The organism is Winogradskyella sp. PE311, from assembly GCF_046545555.1.
Classification (GTDB): domain Bacteria; phylum Bacteroidota; class Bacteroidia; order Flavobacteriales; family Flavobacteriaceae; genus Winogradskyella.
In genome coordinates this window covers 253,068-276,161 of the sequence record NZ_JBHZTH010000004.1, presented here as the reverse complement: position 1 = coordinate 276,161, position 23,094 = coordinate 253,068, and the positions used below count along the sequence as shown (strand labels likewise).

Here is a 23,094-nt window from a genome sequence, read left to right as displayed (position 1 = left end):
CATATTAATTTTCTATGATTACTAATGCGTCTGCATTTTACACACTGTTAAAATCTAAATTTCCGTTTCAGCCAACATCTAAACAAGATATGGTATTGATGCAGTTATCTCAATTTCTATTTGACAAATCTTCAAATTCCATTTACCTACTTAAAGGTTACGCTGGTACTGGTAAAACGAGTATAATAGGAACCGTTGTTTCTAATTTATGGCAAGCAAAAAAAAGCGCTGTTTTATTGGCTCCAACAGGAAGGGCTGCTAAAGTAATCTCCAACTATTCTAAAAAGGAAGCCTTCACTATTCATAAAAAAATATATTTCCCTAAAAAGGATAAAGGTGGTGGCGTAAAGTTTGTTATGCAACCTAATAAACATAGAAACACCATTTTTATAGTAGACGAAGCGTCAATGATTCCCGACGTAGCATCAGACTCTAAACTATTTGAAAATGGCTCCCTATTAGACGATTTAATGCAGTATGTATATTCTGGTCATCAATGCAAATTATTGCTTATTGGCGATAAGGCTCAGTTGCCTCCAGTAAAATCTGATTTAAGTCCAGCTTTAGATGCTAATAAGCTTAGTTTAAATTACAATAAAGATGTTTCGGGATTAGAACTCGATGAAGTGGTTAGGCAAGAACAAGACTCCGGAATTTTACAAAACGCTACTGAACTTAGAGCTGTTTTAGAAACCAGCTTCTATGATAGTTTTAAATTTAATTTGCATGGATACAAGGATATCGTTCGGCTAGTTGATGGCTACGAAATAATGGATGCTATTAATGACGCATATAGCAATGAAGGTTATGAGGAAACGGCAATTATAGTTAGAAGTAATAAACGTGCCAATGCTTATAACCAGCAAATTCGTCAACGTATTTTGTTTAACGAAAGTGAATTGTCTGCTGGTGATTATTTAATGGTTGTGAAGAATAATTATTTCTGGATAAAACCAACAACAGAAGCTGGTTTTATTGCAAATGGTGATATTATAGAAGTTCTCGAAATTTTTAGTATTAAAGAATTATATGGCTTTAGGTTTGCAGAGGTTAAAGCAACAATGGTAGATTATCCTCGCATGCCAGCCTTTGAAACGGTTTTATTATTAGACACGATTAATGTAGAAAGTGCATCTTTAAGCTATGAAGAGTCAAACCGTTTATACCAAGAGGTATCAAAGGATTTTGAAGAGGAAAAGTCTAATTACAAAAGATTCCTTGGTGTTAAAAACAATAAATTTTTTAATGCATTACAAGTGAAATTTTCTTATGCAATTACATGTCATAAATCGCAAGGAGGGCAATGGAATACTATTTTTGTAGAACAACCTTATTTACCGAATGGAATGGATAAGGACTATATAAGATGGTTATATACAGCAATTACTAGAGCTAAAGAGAAGTTGTATCTTATTGGTTTTAAAGGTGATATGTTTGTAGAAGAGAATATTTAAAGACAGAATTTTTGCATGAGTCAAAATCTAAAAACTCACAAATGGAAATAACGTTAGACACTATTTTAAGTATATTTTTAGGCGTTGGATTAGCAGCCTCTGTTGGTTTCAGAGTCTTTTTACCTTTATTTGCTCTAAGCTTAGCATCATATTTTAATGTTTGGGAACTCAATGAATCGTGGGTTTGGATTGGCAGTACTACTGCACTTATCACATTAGGAATTGCGACTATAGTTGAAATAGCTGCATATTATATACCGTTTATTGATAATATTTTAGATGCTCTTGCTATACCCTTGGCAACTATTGCTGGTACTGCAGTTATGGTGTCAACAATTGCAGATTTAAGTCCAGTAATTACTTGGGCTTTAGCCATAATCGCAGGTGGTGGTACTGCTGCCGCAATTAAAAGTTCAGCAGGAGCGACAAGATTAGGATCAACAATGTCCACTGCTGGTTTTGCTAATCCAATAATTTCCACAGTAGAGACTGGTACTTCAATTATTATGGCAGTAGTATCTATCTTTTTGCCAATAGTGGCTATGATTTTAGTTTTATTGATATTCTATGTTGTTTTTAGACTTTACAAAAAGTTAAATTCCAGGTCGTCAAAATCATCTTAAAACCTTATTTTTGATAACATACAAAGTAGATATATGAAGATCATTTCAATGATACCTGCGCGATACAGCGCATCTCGTTTCCCTGGTAAATTGATGAAGAATTTAGCAGGTAAATCTGTAATTCTAAGAACTTATGAAGCTACTGTTGCCACTCAACTTTTTAGTGAAGTTTATGTAGTTACAGATAGTAAGATAATTTATAATGAAATTGTGGATAATGGTGGAAAGGCCATAATGAGTAAAAAAGAACACGAATCTGGTAGTGATAGAATAGCAGAAGCAGTTGCAAATTTAGATTGTGATATTGTTGTTAATGTGCAAGGTGATGAGCCATTTACTGAAAAAGAAAGTTTAAAAAAAGTTTTAGATGTATTTTTAGATGATAATGATAGAGGAATAGACTTAGCGTCTTTAATGGTAGAAATTAAAGATTGGGATGAGATAAACAACCCTAATACAGTTAAAGTTATTGTAGATCAAAATAACTTTGCCTTATATTTTTCTCGAAGCCCGATTCCATTTCCTAGAGATAAGGAAGTAGCCACACGTTATTTTAAGCATAAAGGGATTTATGCCTTTAGAAAAGAAGCTCTTTTAGACTTTACTATTTTACCAATGCAATTTATTGAAGCTACTGAGAAAATAGAATGTATTAGATATTTAGAATATGGTAAACGTATAAAAATGGTAGAAACAGAAGTCCAAGGTGTTGAAATAGATACGCCAGAAGATTTAGAAAGAGCGAAACTCTTGTGGAAATAGATTTTACAAATATAAAAGTCATTGGTTTTGACGCTGACGATACACTTTGGGTAAATGAAACTTATTTTAGGGAAGCGGAAGAAGAAGTAGGTAAATTACTGTCTATTTATGAGACACCTAATAAAATAGATCAGGAGCTTTTTAAAATGGAAATTAAAAATTTACCAACTTACGGCTATGGTATTAAAGGTTTTGTACTATCGATGATAGAATTAGCTATAGAATTGTCTAATGGTTCAGTTTCTAATGATATTATTTCTAAAATGCTCGCAATTGGTAAAGACATGATTAATAAACCTATTGAGCTATTAGTTGGAGTCGAGCAAGTACTTAGCACATTATCAAAAGATTATAAGCTAATTGTTGCTACAAAAGGTGATTTATTAGATCAAGAACGAAAATTAGAGAATTCTGGCTTGTTAAAATATTTTCATCATATTGAAGTATTGAGTGAAAAAGAAGAGAAAAATTACAGTAAGTTATTACAACATTTAGAGATAGAACCATCGGAGTTTTTAATGATAGGAAATTCCTTAAAATCAGACGTATTACCTCTTGTAAATATGGGATCTCAGGCCATTCATATTCCGTTTCACACCACTTGGCAGCATGAAGAAGTTTCGCATAAGGACGGTCATTCTAGTGCATTTAAAACTGTAAAAACGATAACTGACGTCTTAAATATTATATATTGAGAAAACTAGATACTCATACTTGGAATCGGAAACAAATTTTCGATCATTTTAGGCAACTAATAGACCCTTATTTTGGCGTAGTTATACCTTTTGATGTGACTAAAGCTTATCGATTTGCAAAAGAACAAAATGTGAGTTTTTTCGTCAGGTATTTGCATGATTGTATGAAAGCTGTAAATACTATCGAAAATTTTAGACTTAGAATAATTAATGACGATGTTGTTGATTATGAAACTATACATGCTTCTGCTACAATAATGAGGGATGATAAAACTTTTGGATTTTCATTCATAAAGTTTAATGAAGATTTTCAAATATTTAATAAAAATTTTGAAATAGAAAAAGAAAGGATTCAAAATTCAAATGAATTATTCCCGCCAGTTTATAGCGAAGACTGTATTCATTGTTCAGCATTACCTTGGTTTACTTTTACAAGTCAAAAAGAACCATCTTCTGGCAGACAAGCGTCTGTACCAGAAATTGCATTTTCAAAATTTACAAATCAGAATGAAAAATTAATTATGAATGTATCTGTTCATGTTAATCATGCCTTAGTAGATGGGTATCACGTAGGTTTGTTTTCAGAAAAGTTTCAATTTTATTTAAATACTTAGATTATAGACATAGTTTATACAAAGTTTGTTTTTATTTTTGCTAATGATTAGAGAGTAATAAATGATATATAAGAATTATCCGATGGTGTCGAGAGTCGTTTTTGGACGTGGAAGTTTCAATCAACTCGATGAAATTCTTGCTTCTAAACGAAAAGGGCGAAATGCACCATTCATATTTTATGTTGATGATGTTTTTAAAGGTAACCGATGGTTAACTTCAAGAATAACCTTGTCTTATAAAGACAAAATTATTTACATTCCTACCACTGAAGAACCTAAGACTTCTCAAATAGACCAATTAGTTGAGAATATTATTCTTAATTATAATGAATTGCCTTCTGGTATAATTGGTATTGGTGGCGGTATTGTAATGGATGTTGCAAAGGCAGTATCTTTAATGTTAACAAATAAAGGTGAGTCTAAAGATTACCAAGGATGGGATTTAATTAAAAACCCTGCGATTTATCATGTTGGTATTCCAACTATTTCTGGCACAGGTGCTGAAGTTTCTCGTACTACAATTTTAACAGGACCAGATAGAAAATTAGGTATTAATAGTGATTTTACTCCTTTTGATCAAGTTATATTAGATCCAGAATTAACTAAAGACGTACCAAAAGACCAATGGTTTTATACAGGTATGGACTGTTTTGTTCATTGTGTAGAATCTTTAAAGGGTACATATTTAAATGCATTTAGCCAAAGTTATGGTGAGAAGGCATTTGATCTTTGTAAAGAAATTTTTCTCGATGATACCTTAAATTCAGAAGATGCGCGAGATAAACTAATGATGGCCTCTTGGCATGGTGGTATGAGTATAGCCTATTCTCAGGTTGGTGTAGCACATGCAATGAGCTATGGTTTGGGTTATTTACTTGGTGTTAAACACGGTATAGGTAATTGTATTGTATTTGATCACTTACATGAATATTATCCTGAGGGTGTTGCCTTGTTTAAGGCAATGAAGGCTAAGCACAATATAGAGTTGCCACAAGGTATTTGTGCTGATTTGGATGTGCAGCAGATAAATACTATGATAGATGTTGCTTTGAGTCTAGAGCCATTATGGGAAAATGCCATTGGTAAAGACTGGAAAACTAAAGTAACAAGAGAAAAACTGATGACGCTTTACAAAAAGATGTAATATGCGTAGGTTAGCAAAATTTATTTATTTTAAAATATGGGGCTGGAAAATTGTTGGAAACACAAATTTTTCTCAAGATACCATTAAAAAGGCTGTAATTATAGCCGCACCACATACTAGTTGGCATGATTTCTTTATAGGTTTATTTTTGCGCAAAATAACTGCCGTTAAAACTAATTTCATTGGAAAAAAAGAACTTTTTAAGTGGCCTTTAAATTATTATTTTAAGGCAATAGGAGGTAGGCCAATAGACAGAACACCTGGCCAGAATAAAGTTGAAGCAATTGCTAAGTTATTTAAAGATGAGGATGAATTTCGTTTAACATTAGCACCAGAGGGAACCAGAAAAAAAGTTGAAACTTGGAAAACAGGTTTCTATTATATAGCAAAGGAGGCAAATGTCCCAATTATAATGTTTACATTAGATTTTAAAAATAAACAGAATAGAATATCAGAACCCTTCTATACAACAGACGATTTAGAAGCAGATTTTATATTTATGAAAAATTTTTACAAAGGGGTGGAAGGCAAAATACAAGACTACAGTTAGTTTTTGGCATAAAATTTGACTTTTACATGTTGTGATGAAACATACAGTAAACTTTTAAAGTCCCTAAAAAGAAACATTACTTTATAAAAAGCTATCCATGTCCTAACTAGATAGCTTTTTTTCATTTATATATTTATCTAACATATAATTAGTCTGAGTATTGAGTTTAGATTTAAAATATGACGTTCTTCCCATAATCAAACCTTTAAAACCTAGTGCTTGTTTAGCCCAATTATGTAAGTTAAAATGATCTGTATGTCTAATAATAAGTCCGTCTTTAATCTTAAATTCGGCATCAATCTTATTATGAACTTTACGGCCAGTTTTACTAAAAATATAATATGCTTCCCAATGGGCAGAGCCAGTATCACTATTTTCTTTTATGTCCGATGCTATTACTTTAAAGTCTTTTCCTTTTTGAGATTCGCATAACATTTGCCACATTGCCTTTGCTCTATCGCCCTCTAAAACACCAAATGCAGGATCTTCAAAAATAATGTCGTCATGATAGTACGACACCATTTTATCTGCATCTAAGTCTGTAAAAGAATCATAAAACCTTTTTATTATTCTATCCATTTATAATATTATTTATCAAGTTTAAAAAAGCTATGTCTACTGAATAGTCCAATATACTCTTTTCTAATAGAAAAGTTCGGTTTGTTCAATTTTGGTGCCAGCTCTAATACTATTTAAAAAAAGTAAAGATTCATTGAGAAACACTTCCTTTGGTAGCATATTCATACCATGATCTCCATTTTTTAGAGTTACTAGATAATATGGCGCGTTAATTTTTTTTAGATGGTTGGCTATAGCTTTAGATCCATAAAGTTTTAGGTATCCATCTTCATTTAAAGTACAACCATGATGAGAACCAATGTCATATGGGACTAAAGCATCATTAGTACCATGAAAAAATTGAATTGGTACTGAAGATGACTTATCAATGGCGTCCAATGATCTTATAGCACCAGATCTGCTAATAATACCAGCGAATTTAAAATTTTCAGGAAGCATAGCTTTGTTAGTTGTATATACTAAATTTAATATAGATTCCGCTCCAGCGCTGGTACCTGCAATTATTATTTTACTACTATCAACTTTTAATTTCAATTTGTGATCTAAAATAAAATTAATAGCATAGCTAATATCTTCAGATACAGAATCGAAAGCCTTTATTTTATCTTTTGTTTTTGTTTTACAATTTAGCTTTTTATCTCTAGTCAATCTATACGATATTGATATCATAGCATAATTATTATTAACTAATTGATGGGCAAAGTTTACTATATTTTTATCATCGCGTTTACCTGTGTAAAATCCACCACCATGAACATATACAATTAAAGGTAGATTCTCAATAGATTGTTTGGGTCTGTAATAATCAAAAATTAATTCTTCGTTATCTATATCTCTATATTTATATGAAGTTTTAGAAACATTAGTTACTTTATTATTCGATTGCGTTTGTTCGCAATTAATAAAAGAGAAACACAATATTAAAACTAATAATTTCAAAAATGTTCTAATCATTTTAGACTTTAATGCAATCTTTTTATATCCGTTAATTTAGGTGAAAACAAAAAATAAAACCACAACTCTGCATTTTACGTAAATAAAAATGTAGCAAGGTTTTATTTTGTTATAAAGGTAATTAAATGTTTTGGTTGATAGATTTAATTGCTATGAAAGAGAAAAGGCCTCCTAATAAGGAGGCCTTTAATTTATATTAATATTTTTTACTCAAAACATCATAATGTTTTGTCGCCTCTCTCAGCACATTTGAATAACACACAAGTATAAAGGCATGCCTAAAGTAATATTAAAGGGAAATGTTATTGCTAATGCCATTGGTAGATACAAACTAGGATTTGCCTTTGGTGCAGCTAATCGCATAGCCGCAGGCACTGCAATATACGAAGCACTCGCAGCAAGAATTGCAAATAATAATCTGTTACCAACACTTTCTGTAAAAGAAGCACTTACAAAAGCAACTATAACACCATTTATAATAGGAACAATTATCGCAAATACAAGGGCAAACCAACCTTTCTTAAGAAAAGAGCCTAGCTTTTTACCACTTGTAATACCCATATCTAAAAGAAAAACAGCCAAGAACCCTTTAAATAAATCTGTTGTAAATGGTTTAATGCCTTGTGCTTGTTCTTCACTCGCCATAAAGCCAACAACTAAACTTCCTAATATTAAAAGTACGCTTCCGTTGGTTAAAGCGTGTTTTACAACTTTACCCATTGATATTTTAGCAGGATTATCTTTATCATAAATTGAAATTAATAATAACCCAATAATAATAGAAGGAGCTTCCATCAATGCCATAACAGCTACCATATGTCCACCAAAAGAAATTTGTTCCATTTCTAAAAATGAAATTGCCGTAACAAAGGTAACTGCACTAACAGAACCGTATGATGCTGCAATGGCGCCTGCATTAGCAACGCTAAACTTTCGCCTTAATACGTAGTAAGTATAAATTGGGACGGCAACAGCTAATAAAATGCCAAATAAAAGCGACCATAATATTTCTAAATTAAGGTCGCTATGTGCTAATTCTTGTCCTCCTTTAAAACCTATAGAAAGTAATAGATATAGAGAAATAAATTTTGATGAATTGGGAGGAATCTCTAAATCACTCTTAAGTTGAACTGCTATAATACCCAGAAAAAAGAACAAGAGCGCTGGGTTGGTTAAATTATCAACTAACAAATGTAAATCCATAATAGATAATTCTAGATTTTATGGTTGGTTTGTAAGTACTAGATTATTTTTTTGTGAATGTAATTTCTAAAGTACCATTGATAATAACATCATATCCTTCTCTTCTAGCTATGTTTATGTAGTCTTTTGCGATTTGTTTTTCATTCATTAATTCTTTTACTCTACCATTCATGTAGCTTGTGTCAGAATCTTCAAAACCTTCACACATTCTTAAACGTTGCACTTTATGAAAATTGATTTTTTGTTCAATTAAAGCGTTAACAACATGTGAGGCTTCAGAAGGAGTAAATTTTCCTTCTACCAAATTAACTTTTTGTTCAGTCTTAATTACGTTTTGTTCTAATGTTTCAGTCATAATATGTTATTTTATAGATTATTTTTTAATTCCGTTTTCGTTCGATAATTTTATTAATACAATACAAGAAATGATGAATGCACATACGGCGATTCTTTCAGTAAATATGTTATTCGTCATGTAAGAAAGTGCAATTAAACCGCCAAGAGCGATTAGTACAATACTTGCTATCGCTTTAGTTTTTAATTCCCTGTTTGCGGTGTCTTTATTAGCACTAACTTTTCCGTTTAAGGCTTCCATATTAGCCTTTGAGTAATTTTGTCTTAATTGTTCCATGTTAGTTTTTTTTGTTGATGCAAAGTTGAAACAAAAAATTTATTTATTTTTATATATCTTTTTTATGACATACATAAACTTTATTTATGAATTATACTTTACACCAATTACAGATTTTTTTAAAAATAACTCAACTGAAGAGTATTACTAAGGCGTCAGAAGCGTTGTTTCTAAGCCAGCCAGCGGTTTCAATACAACTAAAAAAGTTCCAAGAACAGTTCTCTATTCCATTAACAGAAGTCGTTGGTAGACAATTATATGTTACTGATTTTGGATGGGAAATTGCAGAGGCAGCAGAAAAAATACTTAATGAAGTACAAGCAATTAATTATAAAACATTATCCTTTAAAGGTCAAATTGCAGGACGTTTAAAAATATCTGTAGTTTCCACAGGAAAATATGTGATGCCTTATTTTTTAGCAGATTTTATAAACAAAAATAAAGGTGTTGACTTGGTTATGGATGTTACTAACAAGAGTAGTGTAGTAAGAAGTTTAGAAAAAAATGAAGTTGATTTTGCATTGGTCTCTGTTATCCCAGATCAATTAAATTTAGACCGAGTGCAACTGATGGAAAATAAATTATTTCTTGTAGGTGGTACTAAAGATAAATTTATTAATAAAGTGGCTAAGAAAAAGATTTTCGAAAGTTATCCGATGCTGTATCGAGAGGAAGGTTCTGCTACAAGAAAAGCTATGGAAAATTTTATGGCAAGTCATAATATTTCTACGAGGAAAACAATGGAACTTACCTCTAATGAAGCTCTCAAACAAGCTGTAGTAGCTGGTCTTGGTTATTCTATAATGCCACTTATTGGTATAAAAAATGAATTGAAGAATGATGATTTACAAATTATACCATATAAGGGATTACCTATAGTAACTAACTGGAATTTAGTTTGGCAAAAATCAAAAAAATTATCACCAACGGCATTGGCTTATTTAGAGTTCTTAAAGTCTGAAAAAGATAGAATTATGAAAGAGGATTTTGATTGGTATAAGGCCTATTAAATGCGTTTTACCTTATTAATTATTTTTCTAATTACAGAGTATACAAAGGCATTGGTGCGCGCATAGTAAAACGATATAAAGCAAACAGATACTAAGAATATTAACGCGCCAAAAACTGCTTGCCATGGATTAAGTGTGCGTCCCAGAATTTGATTTAAGCCAAAACCTGTAAAACTTCCATATATAACTATAAAATGAATAACGTAAATGGATAAGGTTTTTTGACCAACCTTTAAAATTAAGGGTTGTTTTATGTAACGTTCCATAAGATAAAATAGAGCGAATAAAACCAACACATTACCTAATCTGGTAAATAGATAATTGAAATTTGCTACTTCATAGAATAACTGAAAATCTAGCATGTAGTAAAGCTTCATAAATAACCATGAGGATTTATGAATTAGTAACATACCAGTGCCAAAGAATCCTAAAACTGTGAATAGTTTAAACTTAGGGTGTTCTAAATATTTATAAAATAAAGTAGCTATAAAACTACCAAAACAGACATAGCCAAACCATGGGATTATTGTAAAAACAGATCCATTGCTTTTAGTCAAATAGTTTGCTAATCCAATTGGGATTTTATCAAATTCTAAAAAGCGATAAAGAGGCGCAGTCATAAAAATAGTAATACCAAGCAGCAACATAAAAACTGAAAATAGTAATGTGGATTTTGATATTAATTTATAAATCAAAACAATTAAAATGAGTGATAATCCTATGGCTTGTAAAACATCAATGATTAAAAAGTAAGTATTAAATTCGCCTATAAGCCATTTAAATAATGGGATACGAAGTGCATAACCAATACCAATAAGCATAAGGCCTCTCAAAAATCCTTTTCGCATACGTTGTTTAATACATCCTGTTTGGTTGGCTTTTATTAGTAAATAAGAAAAAATTAATCCAGAAATAGTAAAAAATGTTGGTGCAGTAATACCTCTAAAGTATTTCCAGCATGTAAATACAATATTGGTCTCATCTCTATACTGCGTATCCATAAGTGTATCTACAAAATGCCCTTGTAGCATCATTAAGATGGCAAATGCTCTTACAGCATCAATGAAATATAAACGTTTGGTATTACTCAATTATTCATTGGTTGATATACAAAGGTAATATTTAGAGATTTAATGATCATACCTGCATATAGACATTCTAATACACTATTAAATTGTAGATTCGTAGTTCTACATTTTCAATTCTCAGTGAAGATGCCCTTAGATAATTAATTCTTTAACGTAAATGCTATGTAGCGTTTATGACATTTTAGGCACGCTTATCTTTAATGATATGAGTCCGTTTTAATGACTTATATCAGACGATAAGCGAAGTTAGTTTTTTGCTGTCTAAAAATCAATAGGTTAACATAGCGTTTATAAATTAATTGTAAACAATTAACCATAAGTTTAATCGGTTTAGTACATTTATAATCTATGGAGTTTCTAAACCAATTACTTAGTGATTTTTCTTCTTTAGCTTGGGGTTTACCATTGCTTATTTTATTGATAGGCGGTGGCTTGTACTTGCTAATTCGTTCTCAATTTTTGCCTTTTCGTTATTTAGGGCATGCCATTAGTGTACTGAGAGGTAAATATGACGACCCAAATGATCCTGGCCAGATTTCTCATTTTCAGGCGTTGACTACAGCTTTATCTGCAACTGTTGGTATGGGTAATATTGCAGGTGTTGCGGTTGCCATTTCTATTGGTGGACCAGGAGCCGTATTTTGGATGTGGATTAGCGCCGTGATTGGTATGTCTACCAAATTTTTCACATCTACATTAGCTATATTATATAGAGGTAAAGATAGTGCTGGAGAGGTACAAGGAGGTCCTATGTATTTTATAACAGAAGGTTTGGGAAAATCTTGGAAACCATTAGCTGTATTTTTTAGTTTTTGTGGTTTACTAGGCGCATTACCAGTCTTTAATGTTAATCAACTTACACAAGCTTTAAATGATATTTTGTTAATACCAAACGGAGTGGACGTTGGTTTAACATCTAATCTTTTCATTGGTATAATTTTAGTGAGTATAACCGCTTTAGTCATTTTAGGTGGTATAAAACGTATTGGTACTGTAGCATCACGTTTGGTACCTAGTATGGTGGTATTATATTTTATACTAGTTATTATAATCCTTGTAACACATAGCGATGTTTTATGGTATTACATAAAACTCATTTTTACTGATGCTTTTTCTGCCAATTATTATCCAAAGGATGATACCTTTTTAGGTGGAGTTTTGGGAGCGTTAATTTTGCATGGTATTAAGCGTGGAGCATTTTCTAATGAAGCTGGTATTGGAACAGCGCCAATGGCACATGGTGCGGCAAAAACGGACGAACCTGTACGAGAAGGTTTGGTCGCTATGCTTGGTCCTGCTATAGACACTTTAATTGTTTGTACACTAACAGCTTTGGCTATTTTAGTAACAGGTGTATGGGAGAGTACAGATAATAATGGCGTGAGTCTTACAGCTTCAGCGTTCGCCGATGTTATGCCTAATTACGGAAAATATGCTTTATTAGTATGTATTGCAGTGTTTAGTATGAGTTCATTGTTTTCGTATTCATATTATGGTACTAAATGTATGTCGTTTCTGTTTGGTGCTGATAAAAAACACTACTATAATTACTTTTATATCTTAAGTATTTTACTTGGTGCCACAACAAGTTTGAGCATGATGATTAACCTCATAGATGGTGTTTTTGCTCTAATGGCGATACCAACTATGATTGCGACTATAATTTTAGCACCTAAAGTTATAGCTGAACTGAAAGCCTATTCCAAACGGTTAAAATCTAATACTAATGAAGACAGATAACGCAAAAGCCTATTGGCGAGAAAACATTAAATACGTTTTAATTTTATTAGCGATTTGGTTTATTGTCTCTTATGGTGCAGGAATTCTGTTTAAAGATGAATTGAATCGTTTTAAAATAGGTGGCTTTAAACTTGGCTTTTGGTTTGCACAACAAGGTTCTATGTATGTGTTTGTAGTACTCATATTTGTATATGTGAGATTAATGAATAAACTCGATAAAAAATACGGTTATGATGAATAAACTATTACTCATAGCCGAAATGGATGTTCAAAATTGGACTTATATTTTAGTCGGTATTACCTTTACGCTGTATATCGGTATTGCGATTTGGTCTAGAGCTGGCTCTACAAAAGAATTTTACGTGGCAGGTGGTGGAGTATCGCCTTTGGCAAACGGAATGGCAACTGCTGCAGATTGGATGAGTGCAGCCTCTTTTATTTCTATGGCTGGTATCATTTCATTCGCTGGTTATGATGGAGCAGTATATCTCATGGGCTGGACAGGTGGTTACGTGTTACTAGCATTATTATTAGCACCATACTTACGTAAGTTCGGAAAGTTTACAGTACCAGATTTTATTGGAGATCGCTATTATTCAAAAACGGCGCGTATAGTAGCTGTATTCTGTGCTTTGCTAGTTTCATTTACCTATGTAGCTGGCCAAATGCGTGGAGTAGGTATTGTATTTTCTAGATTTTTGGAAGTTGATATAAATACAGGTGTCATTATAGGTATGCTTATCGTATTATTTTATGCGGTTCTTGGTGGCATGAAAGGCATCACATATACACAAGTCGCACAATATTGTGTTTTGATATTCGCTTTTATGGTTCCAGCGATTTTTATTTCAATTCAGATGACAGGAAACCCAATTCCGCAACTAGGTTTTGGTGCTGAATTAAGTGATGGATCTGGTACTTATTTACTAGATAAATTAGATGGCCTGAGTACAGAACTTGGCTTTTCAGAATATACAGAAGGTTCTAAGTCTACATTAGATGTATTTGCTATCACTTTAGCCTTAATGGTTGGCACGGCAGGTTTGCCACATGTCATTGTTAGATTTTTCACCGTTAAGCGTGTGAAAGATGCTCGCAAATCTGCAGGAATTGCATTATTACTAATAGTTATTCTTTATACAACCGCACCAGCAGTAGCAGCATTTGCAAGAACGAATATGATCGAAACAGTTTCTGACCAGGCATATGCAGATGTGCCAGAATGGTTTAAGAAATGGGAAACCACAGGATTAATAATCTTTGAAGACAAAAATAAGGATGGACTGATTAACTATGTGGCTGATGCATCTAAAAATGAATTAACGGTCGATAGAGACATCATGGTGTTGGCAAATCCTGAGATTGCTAAACTCCCAAATTGGGTCATTGCTTTAGTTGCAGCTGGTGGATTAGCAGCAGCGCTTTCAACAGCTGCAGGATTATTATTAGTCATTTCATCTTCTGTTTCTCACGATTTAATTAAGAAAATTATTAAGCCTTCCATATCAGAAAAAGGTGAATTAATCGCTGCACGATTGTCTGCTGTCGGAGCAGTTTGTGTTGCTGGTTATTTCGGAATTAACCCTCCAGGTTTTGTAGCTGCAGTAGTCGCATTAGCTTTTGGCTTAGCAGCAGCTTCGTTTTTTCCAGCAATTATTTTGGGTATTTTTTATAAACGCATGAATAAAGAAGGTGCCATTGCCGGAATGATAGTGGGTATTGTGAGCATGCTTTTATATATGATGAAATATAAGTTAGGTTGGTTTGATGATGTTTTACCCAATAAAAGTGAATGGTGGTTCGGAATTTCACCAGAAGGTTTTGGAACTATCGCCATGATGCTTAACTTTATAGTATCAATTGCAATAATGAAATTTACTAAAGCTCCTCCTCAAGAAGTTCAAGATATTGTTGAAGATATAAGGATACCAAGTGGGGCAGGTGAGGCAACACATTAAACAATTAAACGCCTCAACGTATAAACAAATCAACAGTAAAAAAAGATGAGTAATTATCACATAAAACAGTTTGAAGAGTATTTTCAAGTCTATAGAAAGTCTGTTAGAAATCCAGAACAATTTTGGGAAGAAATTGCCGAAGAACATTTTGTTTGGAGGAAAAAATGGGATAATGTTCTAAGCTGGGATTTTAAAAAACCAGAAGTGAAATGGTTTGAAGGAGCGAAACTCAACATTACAGAAAATTGTCTTGATAGGCATTTGCCAACACGAGGAGATAAAACAGCAATTTTATTTGAACCCAATAACCCTAATGAAGATGCTGAACACATTACTTACAAGCAACTCTATGCTCGAGTGTGCAAGTTTGCCAATGTTTTAAAAGAAAAAGGCATTCAGAAAGGGGATCGGGTTTGTATTTATTTACCAATGATCCCAGAACTAGCCATTTCTATTTTGGCATGTGCAAGAATTGGGGCAGTGCACTCAGTTGTGTTTGCTGGTTTTTCTGCAACAGCTTTGTCATCTCGAATTAACGATTGTGATGCTAAAATGGTTATTACTTCAGACGGTTCTTATAGAGGTCCAAAGACGATTGATTTAAAAGGTATTGTAGACGAAGCTTTAAATGATATACCAGGAATACAATCAGTTTTGGTTGCAAAACGCATCAATTCTAATATTAATATGAAAGCGGGTCGTGATTATTGGTTAGACCCCCTTTTAGAAGAAGCATATAGCGATTGCAATGCAGAGCTGATGGATGCAGAAGATCCGCTTTTTATACTATATACATCGGGTTCAACAGGAAAGCCAAAAGGAATGGTGCATTCATCTGCTGGTTACATGGTTTATACAGCGTATACTTTTAAAAATGTTTTTCAATATAGAGATAACGATGTCTATTGGTGTACAGCGGATATTGGCTGGATTACAGGTCATAGCTATATAGTGTATGGACCTTTGGCTAATGGGGCAACAACTGTAATGTTTGAAGGTGTGCCAAGTTATCCGGACTTTGGTCGCTTTTGGGATATTGTAGAAAAGCATAAAGTAACACAGTTTTATACAGCACCAACCGCGATTAGAGCTTTAGCAAAGCAAGGTACAGAACATGTAGAAAAGTATGATTTATCATCTTTAAAAGTATTAGGAACCGTTGGTGAGCCCATTAACGAAGAGGCTTGGCATTGGTACGATGAAAATATTGGTAAAAAGAAAAGTCCAATTGTTGATACTTGGTGGCAAACTGAAACAGGAGGTATTATGATTACGCCAATACCTTTTTCTACACCAACTAAACCCACCTATGCCACATTACCATTTATTGGAATACAACCTGCGCTAATGGACGAAAGTGGAAATGAAATCAATGGCAATCAAGTAGAAGGGCGTTTGTGTATAAAGTTCCCTTGGCCATCAATAGCTCGAACTATTTGGGGAAATCATCAACGTTATAAAGACACCTATTTTTCAGCTTATGACAATATGTATTTTACAGGTGATGGTGCATTACGTGACGAAGTTGGTTATTACAGAATTACAGGTCGTGTAGATGATGTTATTATTGTATCTGGTCATAACTTAGGAACAGCACCAATTGAAGATGCTATAAATGAGCATCCTGCAGTTGCAGAGTCCGCGATTGTTGGCTTTCCTCATGATGTTAAAGGCAATGCCTTATATGGTTATGTAACACTAAAAGACAGTGGAGAAGGACGTAACCATGATAATCTTAGAAAAGAGATCAATCAATTAATTACAGACCGTATTGGGCCAATTGCAAAACTCGATAAAATTCAATTTACGGTTGGTTTGCCTAAAACGAGAAGTGGTAAAATAATGCGTAGAATTTTAAGGAAAATTGCATGTAATGAAACTGATCAGTTAGGTGATACGAGTACACTATTGAATCCTGAAGTTGTTGACGATATTATAAAGAATGTAGTGTAACTTATTAAGACTTTTTTGTTTTATCAGCTTTAGCCTTTTCAACAATTGCTTTTAATTTTGCTTTACGCTGTTCAGTTTTAGATTTTATTTTATTCTTTTTTTGAGCAATAAGTTTGCTGTGCTTGGCTTTGTTTGCGGTATTTTTTTCGCGTCCTTTTTTTGCCATATTATATTTTAATTAATAGTGAGATTTCTTTTTGCACTCGAATAGTCACTTTCCTATCTTCGTGACTAAACTAATAAATATTATGCTTAAAGCAGTTTTATTTGATATGGATGGCGTTATTGTCGATACAGAACCTTTGCATCGCAAGGCTTATCATCAAATGTTTAAAGATGCAAGTATCAATGTAGATTCCGAGCTCTACGAATCTTTTACAGGTCAGTCTACCATAAATATCTGTAAGCGATTAGTGGATCATTTTCAGTTAACTGATACACCAGAACATTTAATGCATTTAAAACGTAAGCATTATAAATATTTATTTGAAAATGATGAAGAACTCGCTTTAATTGATGGAGTTTTTGACCTTATAAAAGATTATCATAGTAATGATATTACTTTAGTTGTTGCTTCATCAGCTTCGATGAATGGTATTAATCAAATCTTTGAACGTTTTAATCTCAATCCATATTTCAAAGGAAAATTTAGTGGAGCTGATTTAAAAAAGTCAAAACCACATCCTGAAATATTTATAAAAGCAGCTGAATTCACGGGTTATAACAGATCAGAATGTATGGTTATAGAAGATTCTACTAATGGTATTAAAGCAGCTCATGCAGCAGGTATATTTTGTACAGCATTTAAAAGCGAACATTCTACAGGACAAGATTATAGTTTGGCCAATATTGTGATTTCGGATTTTAAAGATATCACTTTTACTAAGAAAAGTTCATTTTTTAAATACTAAGCATTAAGGTTAGCCTTCAAAATCAAAATCGTCATTTCCACCATTTCCGCCTCTGCCAGAGCGTTCGTTTTTCTTTAATTGTTGGTTAAATCGATATAAAATTGAAACATTAACTTGTCTTACTCTCCACTGAGATTCACTATATCTTTCAAAGAAATCTGTAGTTGTTGTGGACTGTCTGCGTCTAGAATTGAATAAGTCTCTAACATTTGCAGATATGGTTAGTTTATTTTCAATAAGTTCTTTACTAAACGCTAAATCTACAGTGAATAGTCCTTGCGTATCAGATTGTGCATCTTGTTCTGCACCTCGATAAGAAGCGTTTGTTTGCCAATCTATTTTCCATGGTAAAGTTACTTTTGAACTAAATCTAGCAAACCAACTTGTGTTTTTTGCACTGTAATCTACACCATTAAACTCTCCTTCTGTATCAAATTGAAAAAAGTTAAAACTAGAATTTAAACGCAACCATTTATTCGGGTTATAAAGTATGCCTAATTCTGCACCAGTACGTGCATTATTTGATAGGTTGATAGGTATGGTTCTTATAATATCTATACCATCTGTTGTTTGTTGACCAGTGTTTTCTTGTACACGCTCAAAAGAGCCCGTTTCATATTGATAATATACAGAGGTAGTAAGTGTTAGTTTTTCCCAACGTTTTAGATAACCTATATCAAATGCGCTAGCAAAGGCGGGTTGTAAATTAGGATTTCCTTGAAATATATTTGTTCTACTTGTACGAGATGGAAATGGATTAATAAATCTGCCACGTGGTCTATTAATCCTTCTATTATAGCCTAAAGTTATACTTTCTTCGCTATCAGAATCATCATTACCAAGATTATAAATAAGATTAAGGGTAGGGAATAAGCCTAAATAATTATTATCAAAGGATGTTTGTATTGGGAAGCCGAAAGCCTCGATTAATTCATCATTAGATAAGCGCGAGTCAATCTCTCCTTTTAATTGTGTATGTTCTAGTCTTAAGCCTAAGAGGAATGAAAATTTATTAAATTTAGTACCATATTGAGTATATAAGGCGTTAACATTTTCATCATAGTCAAAAATGTTTGTAATGGTATCATTAACAATTAAATTTCCATTGGAAATATCTTCCTGTTCTAGTCTGTAATCTGTAATCTGATTTTCGAAAGTTCCTCTATAGCCTGCTTCAAATCTTGCACCTTTCCCAATAGGTAATACATAATCAGCTTGTGCTAAAAGTTCGGTTTGATCTTCTATAGTAAATTCTTGCTCTATCTGAAAAGGTTCAGGATTAGTCTGATTTGTCGAAATGAAATCTTCTTTTAAGAATGTAAAACCCTCTTCATCACCCTTTTCAAACTGAAGATCAGCTGTTAATTTATGATCAGAGTCATCATCAAATTCTTTGGAATAATTTATTGAAAGTTGATAACTATTATCTTGTTCTGTCTCCTTTTCTCGTCTTAGTGTTTCTTCTACTATTGCATTATTGTTAAAACGTTCACTAGTATTTAGTGCCAAATCTGCATCACTGCCAAATCGGTAAAAAAGCCCAGCGGTTATTGACGATTTTTCGCTTAAAAAATACTCTATTCCTACGTTGGCATTATAATTTCTATTTAGGCGCTCCACATCTTGATCTTCTCGTATTCTGCGAAACTCTGGTGTAATAATAGCTCCATCAATATTTCTATCGAAATAGTTTATATCGCTAAATCTAAATCTTGGAGAATCAAAATATCTCCAGCCTATATTAGAAAAAAGATTAAATTTTTCAGTTCTAAAATTAATACTAGAATTGAGACCTATATTATCTGGATTACCACCAGTTAGGGTAAAAGAGCCATTAAAACCTAATGTTTCTTTTTGTCTTAATATTATGTTTAGAATACCAGCTGTTCCTTCAGCATCATATCTTGCAGATGGAGATGTAATAACCTCTACGCGCTCGATGGCTTCCGCAGGTAACTGACTTAAAACATTAGTATCACCAAAACCTGCAAGAGCAGAGGGTCTGCCGTTAATTAAAATCCTTACATTACCATTCCCACGAAGACTAATTGCGCCTTCTACATCTACTGATACAGATGGTACATTATTAAGGGCGTCACTTACTGTGCCCCCTGCTGTAGTTAAATCTTTGCCAATATTATATACTTTTTTATCGAGTTTAATTTCTACAGTAGTACTCTCTGCTACTACTGTCACTTCGTTTAAAGTATCGACATCTAAAGCTAAGCTTACTGTACCTAGATTTATAGCTTTATCGATTGTTTTATTAGGGTATTCTTTTGTTTTGTAAGAAATATATTCTACATATATATTATAAGTACCAACAGGTACATCAATACTGAATTTACCTTTTGAATCTGTTATCTCACCAGTTACAACAGAATTATCTGTAATCTTTTTGAAAGTAATAGTAGCATATTCTAATGGAATATTAGAACCTTCTTCCATCACAATTCCCTGAACTTTTACTTCTTTCTGAGCGTTTCCAAGATTAATTAATAATAAAAATAAACAAGAGAAATAAGAAGTAATCTTCATTCGTAGTGGTTTGTATTTTTGTTAGATGAACAAAACTAAACCTACTTAAAATGCTTTAGGTTAATCTTATGTTAAAGGTAAATACTGACTTTTTATAGTGTTATAGGTTATTTCTATCAGTTTTTATTTTTCCTTTTTCGCTTCTTCTTTTTCTTTTTTTGTTCCTTTTCGTCAAATTCTCCTTTTATTAAACCTTTAATTTTTAGCATATCGGCCTCCGATATAAGTTCTGCCAATTCTAAAAAATGAGAATCATCTAATTTTTTTACAGCTTGTTCTCTTTCAAAACTTCTTTCGAATGGTAATTTTAAAACAGCTAATTTCTTATCGAAATAACTGTTTAAATATTGCTTAATTATTTCTTTTTGAAAGTCATCAGCCTCTAGAGTGCTAATAAAATTGGCAATAAACTCTGCCTTACGCTCTTCTATCATACGCTCACGCTTGGCAATTTCCTGATCTGATGGTTGCTGATTAGTTTGTGGTATTTGTCTAGCGCCTCTATTACGACGCATCTGAGCAGAGAGATTAAAGCCTAGAAATAACACAAAAAATAACAAGACTAACTTTTTCATAACTATAAGATATTTAATATTGATTCTGCTGGTCTACCAACCACAGCTTTATTAGAATTAACAACTATTGGACGTTCTATTAACTTAGGATGTTCTATCATAATTTCAATTAATTGTTGATCTGATAATGCTTTATCTTTGTAATTAGATTTCCAAATGGCTTCATTAGTACGCACCAAATTTATAGGTTTAATATCTAACTTTGCCAGTATTGATCTTAGCTGTTCTTGATCTAGATGGTTATCGAGATATTTTACGATCTCAAATTCTTGATTAGAATTTTCTAAAATTGCTAAACCTTCACGCGATTTTCTACACCTAGGATTGTGATATATTGTAATCATAATTTAAATAGAAATTGAATATGTTTTTAAGGCTTCAGTCAATGCTTCTGGTGTTTCAAAATGTATGCCATTAATGCCAAAAGCTTCAGCAGCTTTAATATTTCTTAAATTATCATCAATAAAAATTGAATTTTCAGCTGTTATATTAAAACGCTTTAGCGTAAGCTCGTATACCTCTGGAAATGGTTTTCTAGTTTTCTCTTCTCCTGAGACCAATATGCCTTCAAACCAATGCAAAAAGTGAAAGCGTTTTAGTGCTATTGGAAAAGTCTCATGACTCCAATTAGTTAGCGCAACAACTTTATAATTAGGGTTATCTATTAGACTTTTAAGAATTTGAACAGTGCCTTCTAAAGCTTCTCCAAGCATCTCAACCCATCTGCTATAGTACATTCTAATAAGCTCTTCATATTCAGGAAATAAGGCAATACGATCTTCAGTTGCTTTTTGTAATGGATATCCTGCATCTTGGTTTTCGTTCCAATCCATTGTACAGATATTATCAAAAAACCATTGCATTTTTTGTCTATCACCATTAAAAACATCTAGATAGACATACTCTGGGTTCCAATCGATAAGAACGCCACCAAGATCAAATATAATTGTATCAATCTTCTTCATTTATAAAGCATTTGTATTTTCTTCTTGTTGTCCCATCATCATGAGATAAGCCTTTAGAAAGGGCTCGATATCTCCGTCCATTACATTGTCCACATTTCCTGTTTCGTGAGCAGAACGCACATCTTTAACTAATTTATAAGGGTGCATAACATAGTTTCTAATTTGGCTTCCCCATTCAATTTTCATCTTACCAGCCTCAATATCATCACGTTGAGCCATTTGCTTTTGTAACTCAATTTCGTATAACTGAGATTTAAGCATTTGCATTGCTCGAGTTCTGTTATCTTGTTGAGATCGCGTCTCTGAACATTGAATTTGAATACCAGAAGGCTTATGGAAGAGTTGCACTTTGGTCTCTACTTTATTGACGTTTTGTCCGCCAGCACCACTAGAGCGAGCTGTGGTAATTTCTATATCTGCAGGATTAATTTCTATTTGGATAGAATCATCAACCAATGGGTATACGTATACAGAAGCAAAACTTGTATGTCTTTTGGCATTACTATCAAAAGGAGAAATACGCACTAAACGATGCACTCCATTTTCACCTTTAAGCCAACCGAAGGCAAAATCGCCTTCAATCTCAATAGTTACAGTTTTTATACCTGCAACATCTCCGTCTTGTAGGTTAAGCTCCTTAACTTTAAATCCACTTTTTTCGGCATACATTAGATACATGCGCATAAGCATACTTGCCCAATCACAAGATTCTGTACCCCCTGCACCTGCTGTAATTTGCAAAACAGCGCTTAAACTATCGCCTTCTTCAGAAAGCATATTTTTAAACTCTAATTTTTCAATAGCATTTAGAGTTTTTTCAAAACGTGCCTCAACATTTTCCATTGGCGCCTCATCTTCTTTATAAAACTCGTAGAGCACTTCTAAGTCTTCAAAAAGAGATTTAGCTTCGTTATAATCATTGACCCAACTTTTTTTCTCACGTATAGATTTCATTACCAGTTCGGCGGCTTTAGAATCATTCCAAAAGTTAGGGTCAAAGGTTTGTTCTTCCTCGTTAGCTATTTCTATAAGCTTTGCATCTAAGTCAAAGATATTGTCTAAGTATGTCTAGACGGGAATTAAGATCTTTAATTTGATCTGATGTTATCATAAATTGAAGTAGTTTCTGCAAATATAAGATGCCTCA

At 32.9% G+C, this 23,094-nt stretch carries 25 protein-coding genes; 13 read left to right on the top strand and 12 right to left on the bottom strand.

The window, feature by feature from the left end:
• Nucleotides 1–14: 14 nt before the first annotated feature.
• From ACFWU4_RS13890 to ACFWU4_RS13860, 7 genes are all read left to right on the top strand, one after another.
• Nucleotides 15–1,454: an ATP-dependent RecD-like DNA helicase gene (locus tag ACFWU4_RS13890; protein WP_411128902.1), complete on the top strand. Its 1,440-nt coding sequence runs from the start codon at nucleotides 15–17 to the stop codon at nucleotides 1,452–1,454.
• A gap of 47 nt (nucleotides 1,455–1,501) precedes the next feature.
• Nucleotides 1,502–2,077, top strand: a complete 576-nt coding sequence (locus ACFWU4_RS13885; RefSeq protein ID WP_411128934.1) for a DUF4126 domain-containing protein — start codon at nucleotides 1,502–1,504, stop codon at nucleotides 2,075–2,077.
• Nucleotides 2,078–2,110: 33 nt separating this feature from the next.
• Nucleotides 2,111–2,839, top strand: a complete 729-nt coding sequence (gene kdsB, locus ACFWU4_RS13880) for a 3-deoxy-manno-octulosonate cytidylyltransferase (protein WP_411128900.1) — start codon at nucleotides 2,111–2,113, stop codon at nucleotides 2,837–2,839.
• Nucleotides 2,830–3,534, top strand: coding sequence for an HAD family hydrolase (locus tag ACFWU4_RS13875; protein ID WP_411128898.1), 705 nt, complete (start codon nucleotides 2,830–2,832; stop codon nucleotides 3,532–3,534). Before kdsB ends, ACFWU4_RS13875 begins: the two co-directional genes overlap by 10 nt.
• Nucleotides 3,531–4,148, top strand: coding sequence for a CatA-like O-acetyltransferase (locus tag ACFWU4_RS13870; RefSeq protein WP_411128896.1), 618 nt, complete (start codon nucleotides 3,531–3,533; stop codon nucleotides 4,146–4,148). The genes ACFWU4_RS13875 and ACFWU4_RS13870 overlap by 4 nt, the downstream gene beginning before the upstream one ends.
• 61 nt (nucleotides 4,149–4,209) lie before the next feature.
• The gene (locus ACFWU4_RS13865; RefSeq protein ID WP_411128894.1) at nucleotides 4,210–5,292 is read left to right on the top strand and encodes an iron-containing alcohol dehydrogenase family protein; all 1,083 of its coding nucleotides are present in this window, start codon (nucleotides 4,210–4,212) and stop codon (nucleotides 5,290–5,292) included.
• Nucleotide 5,293: 1 nt separating this feature from the next.
• On the top strand, nucleotides 5,294–5,842 hold the full coding sequence (locus tag ACFWU4_RS13860) for a 1-acyl-sn-glycerol-3-phosphate acyltransferase (RefSeq protein WP_411128892.1): 549 nt from the start codon (nucleotides 5,294–5,296) through the stop codon (nucleotides 5,840–5,842).
• Between the two features lie 102 nt (nucleotides 5,843–5,944).
• On the opposite strand, the gene ACFWU4_RS13855 is transcribed toward ACFWU4_RS13860, so the two are convergent.
• From ACFWU4_RS13855 to ACFWU4_RS13835, 5 genes are all read right to left on the bottom strand, one after another.
• Complete coding sequence (locus ACFWU4_RS13855) at nucleotides 5,945–6,421, bottom strand: nuclear transport factor 2 family protein (protein ID WP_411128890.1); 477 nt, start codon at nucleotides 6,419–6,421, stop codon at nucleotides 5,945–5,947.
• 63 nt (nucleotides 6,422–6,484) lie between these two features.
• A complete protein-coding gene (locus tag ACFWU4_RS13850; RefSeq protein ID WP_411128888.1) occupies nucleotides 6,485–7,375 on the bottom strand; it encodes an alpha/beta hydrolase fold domain-containing protein in 891 nt (296 codons plus the stop codon).
• Nucleotides 7,376–7,615: 240 nt separating this feature from the next.
• Entirely contained in the window at nucleotides 7,616–8,578 is a 963-nt protein-coding gene (locus ACFWU4_RS13845; protein ID WP_411128886.1) for a sodium-dependent bicarbonate transport family permease, read from the bottom strand.
• A gap of 43 nt (nucleotides 8,579–8,621) precedes the next feature.
• Nucleotides 8,622–8,933 carry a hypothetical protein gene (locus ACFWU4_RS13840; RefSeq protein WP_411128884.1) on the bottom strand — a complete coding sequence of 104 codons (312 nt, stop codon included), beginning with the start codon at nucleotides 8,931–8,933 and terminating at the stop codon, nucleotides 8,622–8,624.
• Nucleotides 8,934–8,951: 18 nt separating this feature from the next.
• Nucleotides 8,952–9,209, bottom strand: a complete 258-nt coding sequence (locus tag ACFWU4_RS13835; RefSeq protein ID WP_411128882.1) for a hypothetical protein — start codon at nucleotides 9,207–9,209, stop codon at nucleotides 8,952–8,954.
• Nucleotides 9,210–9,295: 86 nt separating this feature from the next.
• On the opposite strand from ACFWU4_RS13835, the gene ACFWU4_RS13830 reads away from it, so the two are divergent.
• Nucleotides 9,296–10,219, top strand: a complete 924-nt coding sequence (locus ACFWU4_RS13830) for a LysR family transcriptional regulator (protein WP_411128881.1) — start codon at nucleotides 9,296–9,298, stop codon at nucleotides 10,217–10,219.
• Here the strand turns inward: ACFWU4_RS13830 and ACFWU4_RS13825 are convergent.
• Complete coding sequence (locus ACFWU4_RS13825; protein ID WP_411128879.1) at nucleotides 10,216–11,310, bottom strand: heparan-alpha-glucosaminide N-acetyltransferase domain-containing protein; 1,095 nt, start codon at nucleotides 11,308–11,310, stop codon at nucleotides 10,216–10,218. The genes ACFWU4_RS13830 and ACFWU4_RS13825 overlap by 4 nt on opposite strands.
• A gap of 345 nt (nucleotides 11,311–11,655) precedes the next feature.
• Between ACFWU4_RS13825 and ACFWU4_RS13820 the strand changes: the two genes are divergently transcribed.
• Genes ACFWU4_RS13820 through acs form a run of 4 tightly spaced genes read left to right on the top strand, consistent with a single transcriptional unit; the run spans nucleotide 11,656 to nucleotide 16,958 of the window.
• A complete protein-coding gene (locus ACFWU4_RS13820; RefSeq protein ID WP_411128877.1) occupies nucleotides 11,656–13,047 on the top strand; it encodes an alanine/glycine:cation symporter family protein in 1,392 nt (463 codons plus the stop codon).
• A complete protein-coding gene (locus ACFWU4_RS13815) occupies nucleotides 13,034–13,288 on the top strand; it encodes a DUF4212 domain-containing protein (protein WP_411128875.1) in 255 nt (84 codons plus the stop codon). The genes ACFWU4_RS13820 and ACFWU4_RS13815 overlap by 14 nt, the downstream gene beginning before the upstream one ends.
• Nucleotides 13,289–13,307: 19 nt before the next feature.
• Entirely contained in the window at nucleotides 13,308–15,005 is a 1,698-nt protein-coding gene (locus ACFWU4_RS13810; RefSeq protein ID WP_411128932.1) for a sodium:solute symporter family protein, read from the top strand.
• 45 nt (nucleotides 15,006–15,050) lie between these two features.
• On the top strand, nucleotides 15,051–16,958 hold the full coding sequence (acs, locus tag ACFWU4_RS13805; protein ID WP_411128873.1) for an acetate--CoA ligase: 1,908 nt from the start codon (nucleotides 15,051–15,053) through the stop codon (nucleotides 16,956–16,958).
• 4 nt (nucleotides 16,959–16,962) lie between these two features.
• Here the strand turns inward: acs and ACFWU4_RS13800 are convergent, their stop codons facing one another.
• Entirely contained in the window at nucleotides 16,963–17,124 is a 162-nt protein-coding gene (locus ACFWU4_RS13800) for a hypothetical protein (RefSeq protein WP_411128872.1), read from the bottom strand.
• Nucleotides 17,125–17,206: 82 nt separating this feature from the next.
• Between ACFWU4_RS13800 and ACFWU4_RS13795 the strand changes: the two genes are divergently transcribed.
• Nucleotides 17,207–17,869, top strand: a complete 663-nt coding sequence (locus ACFWU4_RS13795) for an HAD family hydrolase (RefSeq protein WP_411128870.1) — start codon at nucleotides 17,207–17,209, stop codon at nucleotides 17,867–17,869.
• A gap of 9 nt (nucleotides 17,870–17,878) precedes the next feature.
• Here the strand turns inward: ACFWU4_RS13795 and ACFWU4_RS13790 are convergent, their stop codons facing one another.
• The 5 genes from ACFWU4_RS13790 to prfB all read right to left on the bottom strand — a co-directional run bounded on the left by ACFWU4_RS13790 (nucleotide 17,879) and on the right by prfB (nucleotide 23,058).
• The gene (locus ACFWU4_RS13790; RefSeq protein ID WP_411128868.1) at nucleotides 17,879–20,407 is read right to left on the bottom strand and encodes an outer membrane beta-barrel protein; all 2,529 of its coding nucleotides are present in this window, start codon (nucleotides 20,405–20,407) and stop codon (nucleotides 17,879–17,881) included.
• 116 nt (nucleotides 20,408–20,523) lie between these two features.
• Nucleotides 20,524–20,982, bottom strand: coding sequence for a hypothetical protein (locus ACFWU4_RS13785; protein WP_411128866.1), 459 nt, complete (start codon nucleotides 20,980–20,982; stop codon nucleotides 20,524–20,526).
• A gap of 2 nt (nucleotides 20,983–20,984) precedes the next feature.
• Nucleotides 20,985–21,326, bottom strand: a complete 342-nt coding sequence (gene arsC / locus ACFWU4_RS13780) for an arsenate reductase (glutaredoxin) (RefSeq protein ID WP_411128864.1) — start codon at nucleotides 21,324–21,326, stop codon at nucleotides 20,985–20,987.
• Nucleotides 21,327–21,329: 3 nt separating this feature from the next.
• Entirely contained in the window at nucleotides 21,330–21,947 is a 618-nt protein-coding gene (locus ACFWU4_RS13775) for an HAD family hydrolase (RefSeq protein WP_411128862.1), read from the bottom strand.
• Nucleotides 21,948–23,058 (bottom strand): peptide chain release factor 2 gene (gene prfB / locus ACFWU4_RS13770; RefSeq protein WP_411128860.1). Its coding sequence is split into 2 segments (ribosomal slippage): nucleotides 21,948–22,994 and nucleotides 22,996–23,058, totalling 1,110 coding nucleotides; the frame shifts between segments, so codons are not numbered across the junction.
• Nucleotides 23,059–23,094 lie beyond the last annotated feature (36 nt).

What these genes read in the sequence shown, in the direction of transcription:
- ACFWU4_RS13890 (WP_411128902.1), top strand. Translation starts at nt 15, where the DNA reads ATGATTACTAATGCGTCTGCATTTTACACACTGTTAAAATCTAAATTT.
- kdsB (WP_411128900.1), top strand. Translation starts at nt 2,111, where the DNA reads ATGAAGATCATTTCAATGATACCTGCGCGATACAGCGCATCTCGTTTC.
- ACFWU4_RS13865 (WP_411128894.1), top strand. Translation starts at nt 4,210, where the DNA reads ATGATATATAAGAATTATCCGATGGTGTCGAGAGTCGTTTTTGGACGT.
- ACFWU4_RS13860 (WP_411128892.1), top strand. Translation starts at nt 5,294, where the DNA reads ATGCGTAGGTTAGCAAAATTTATTTATTTTAAAATATGGGGCTGGAAA.
- ACFWU4_RS13855 (WP_411128890.1), bottom strand. Translation starts at nt 6,421, where the DNA reads ATGGATAGAATAATAAAAAGGTTTTATGATTCTTTTACAGACTTAGAT.
- ACFWU4_RS13850 (WP_411128888.1), bottom strand. Translation starts at nt 7,375, where the DNA reads ATGATTAGAACATTTTTGAAATTATTAGTTTTAATATTGTGTTTCTCT.
- ACFWU4_RS13845 (WP_411128886.1), bottom strand. Translation starts at nt 8,578, where the DNA reads ATGGATTTACATTTGTTAGTTGATAATTTAACCAACCCAGCGCTCTTG.
- ACFWU4_RS13840 (WP_411128884.1), bottom strand. Translation starts at nt 8,933, where the DNA reads ATGACTGAAACATTAGAACAAAACGTAATTAAGACTGAACAAAAAGTT.
- ACFWU4_RS13835 (WP_411128882.1), bottom strand. Translation starts at nt 9,209, where the DNA reads ATGGAACAATTAAGACAAAATTACTCAAAGGCTAATATGGAAGCCTTA.
- ACFWU4_RS13830 (WP_411128881.1), top strand. Translation starts at nt 9,296, where the DNA reads ATGAATTATACTTTACACCAATTACAGATTTTTTTAAAAATAACTCAA.
- ACFWU4_RS13820 (WP_411128877.1), top strand. Translation starts at nt 11,656, where the DNA reads ATGGAGTTTCTAAACCAATTACTTAGTGATTTTTCTTCTTTAGCTTGG.
- ACFWU4_RS13815 (WP_411128875.1), top strand. Translation starts at nt 13,034, where the DNA reads ATGAAGACAGATAACGCAAAAGCCTATTGGCGAGAAAACATTAAATAC.
- ACFWU4_RS13810 (WP_411128932.1), top strand. Translation starts at nt 13,308, where the DNA reads ATGGATGTTCAAAATTGGACTTATATTTTAGTCGGTATTACCTTTACG.
- acs (WP_411128873.1), top strand. Translation starts at nt 15,051, where the DNA reads ATGAGTAATTATCACATAAAACAGTTTGAAGAGTATTTTCAAGTCTAT.
- ACFWU4_RS13800 (WP_411128872.1), bottom strand. Translation starts at nt 17,124, where the DNA reads ATGGCAAAAAAAGGACGCGAAAAAAATACCGCAAACAAAGCCAAGCAC.
- ACFWU4_RS13795 (WP_411128870.1), top strand. Translation starts at nt 17,207, where the DNA reads ATGCTTAAAGCAGTTTTATTTGATATGGATGGCGTTATTGTCGATACA.
- ACFWU4_RS13790 (WP_411128868.1), bottom strand. Translation starts at nt 20,407, where the DNA reads ATGAAGATTACTTCTTATTTCTCTTGTTTATTTTTATTATTAATTAAT.
- ACFWU4_RS13785 (WP_411128866.1), bottom strand. Translation starts at nt 20,982, where the DNA reads ATGAAAAAGTTAGTCTTGTTATTTTTTGTGTTATTTCTAGGCTTTAAT.
- arsC (WP_411128864.1), bottom strand. Translation starts at nt 21,326, where the DNA reads ATGATTACAATATATCACAATCCTAGGTGTAGAAAATCGCGTGAAGGT.
- ACFWU4_RS13775 (WP_411128862.1), bottom strand. Translation starts at nt 21,947, where the DNA reads ATGAAGAAGATTGATACAATTATATTTGATCTTGGTGGCGTTCTTATC.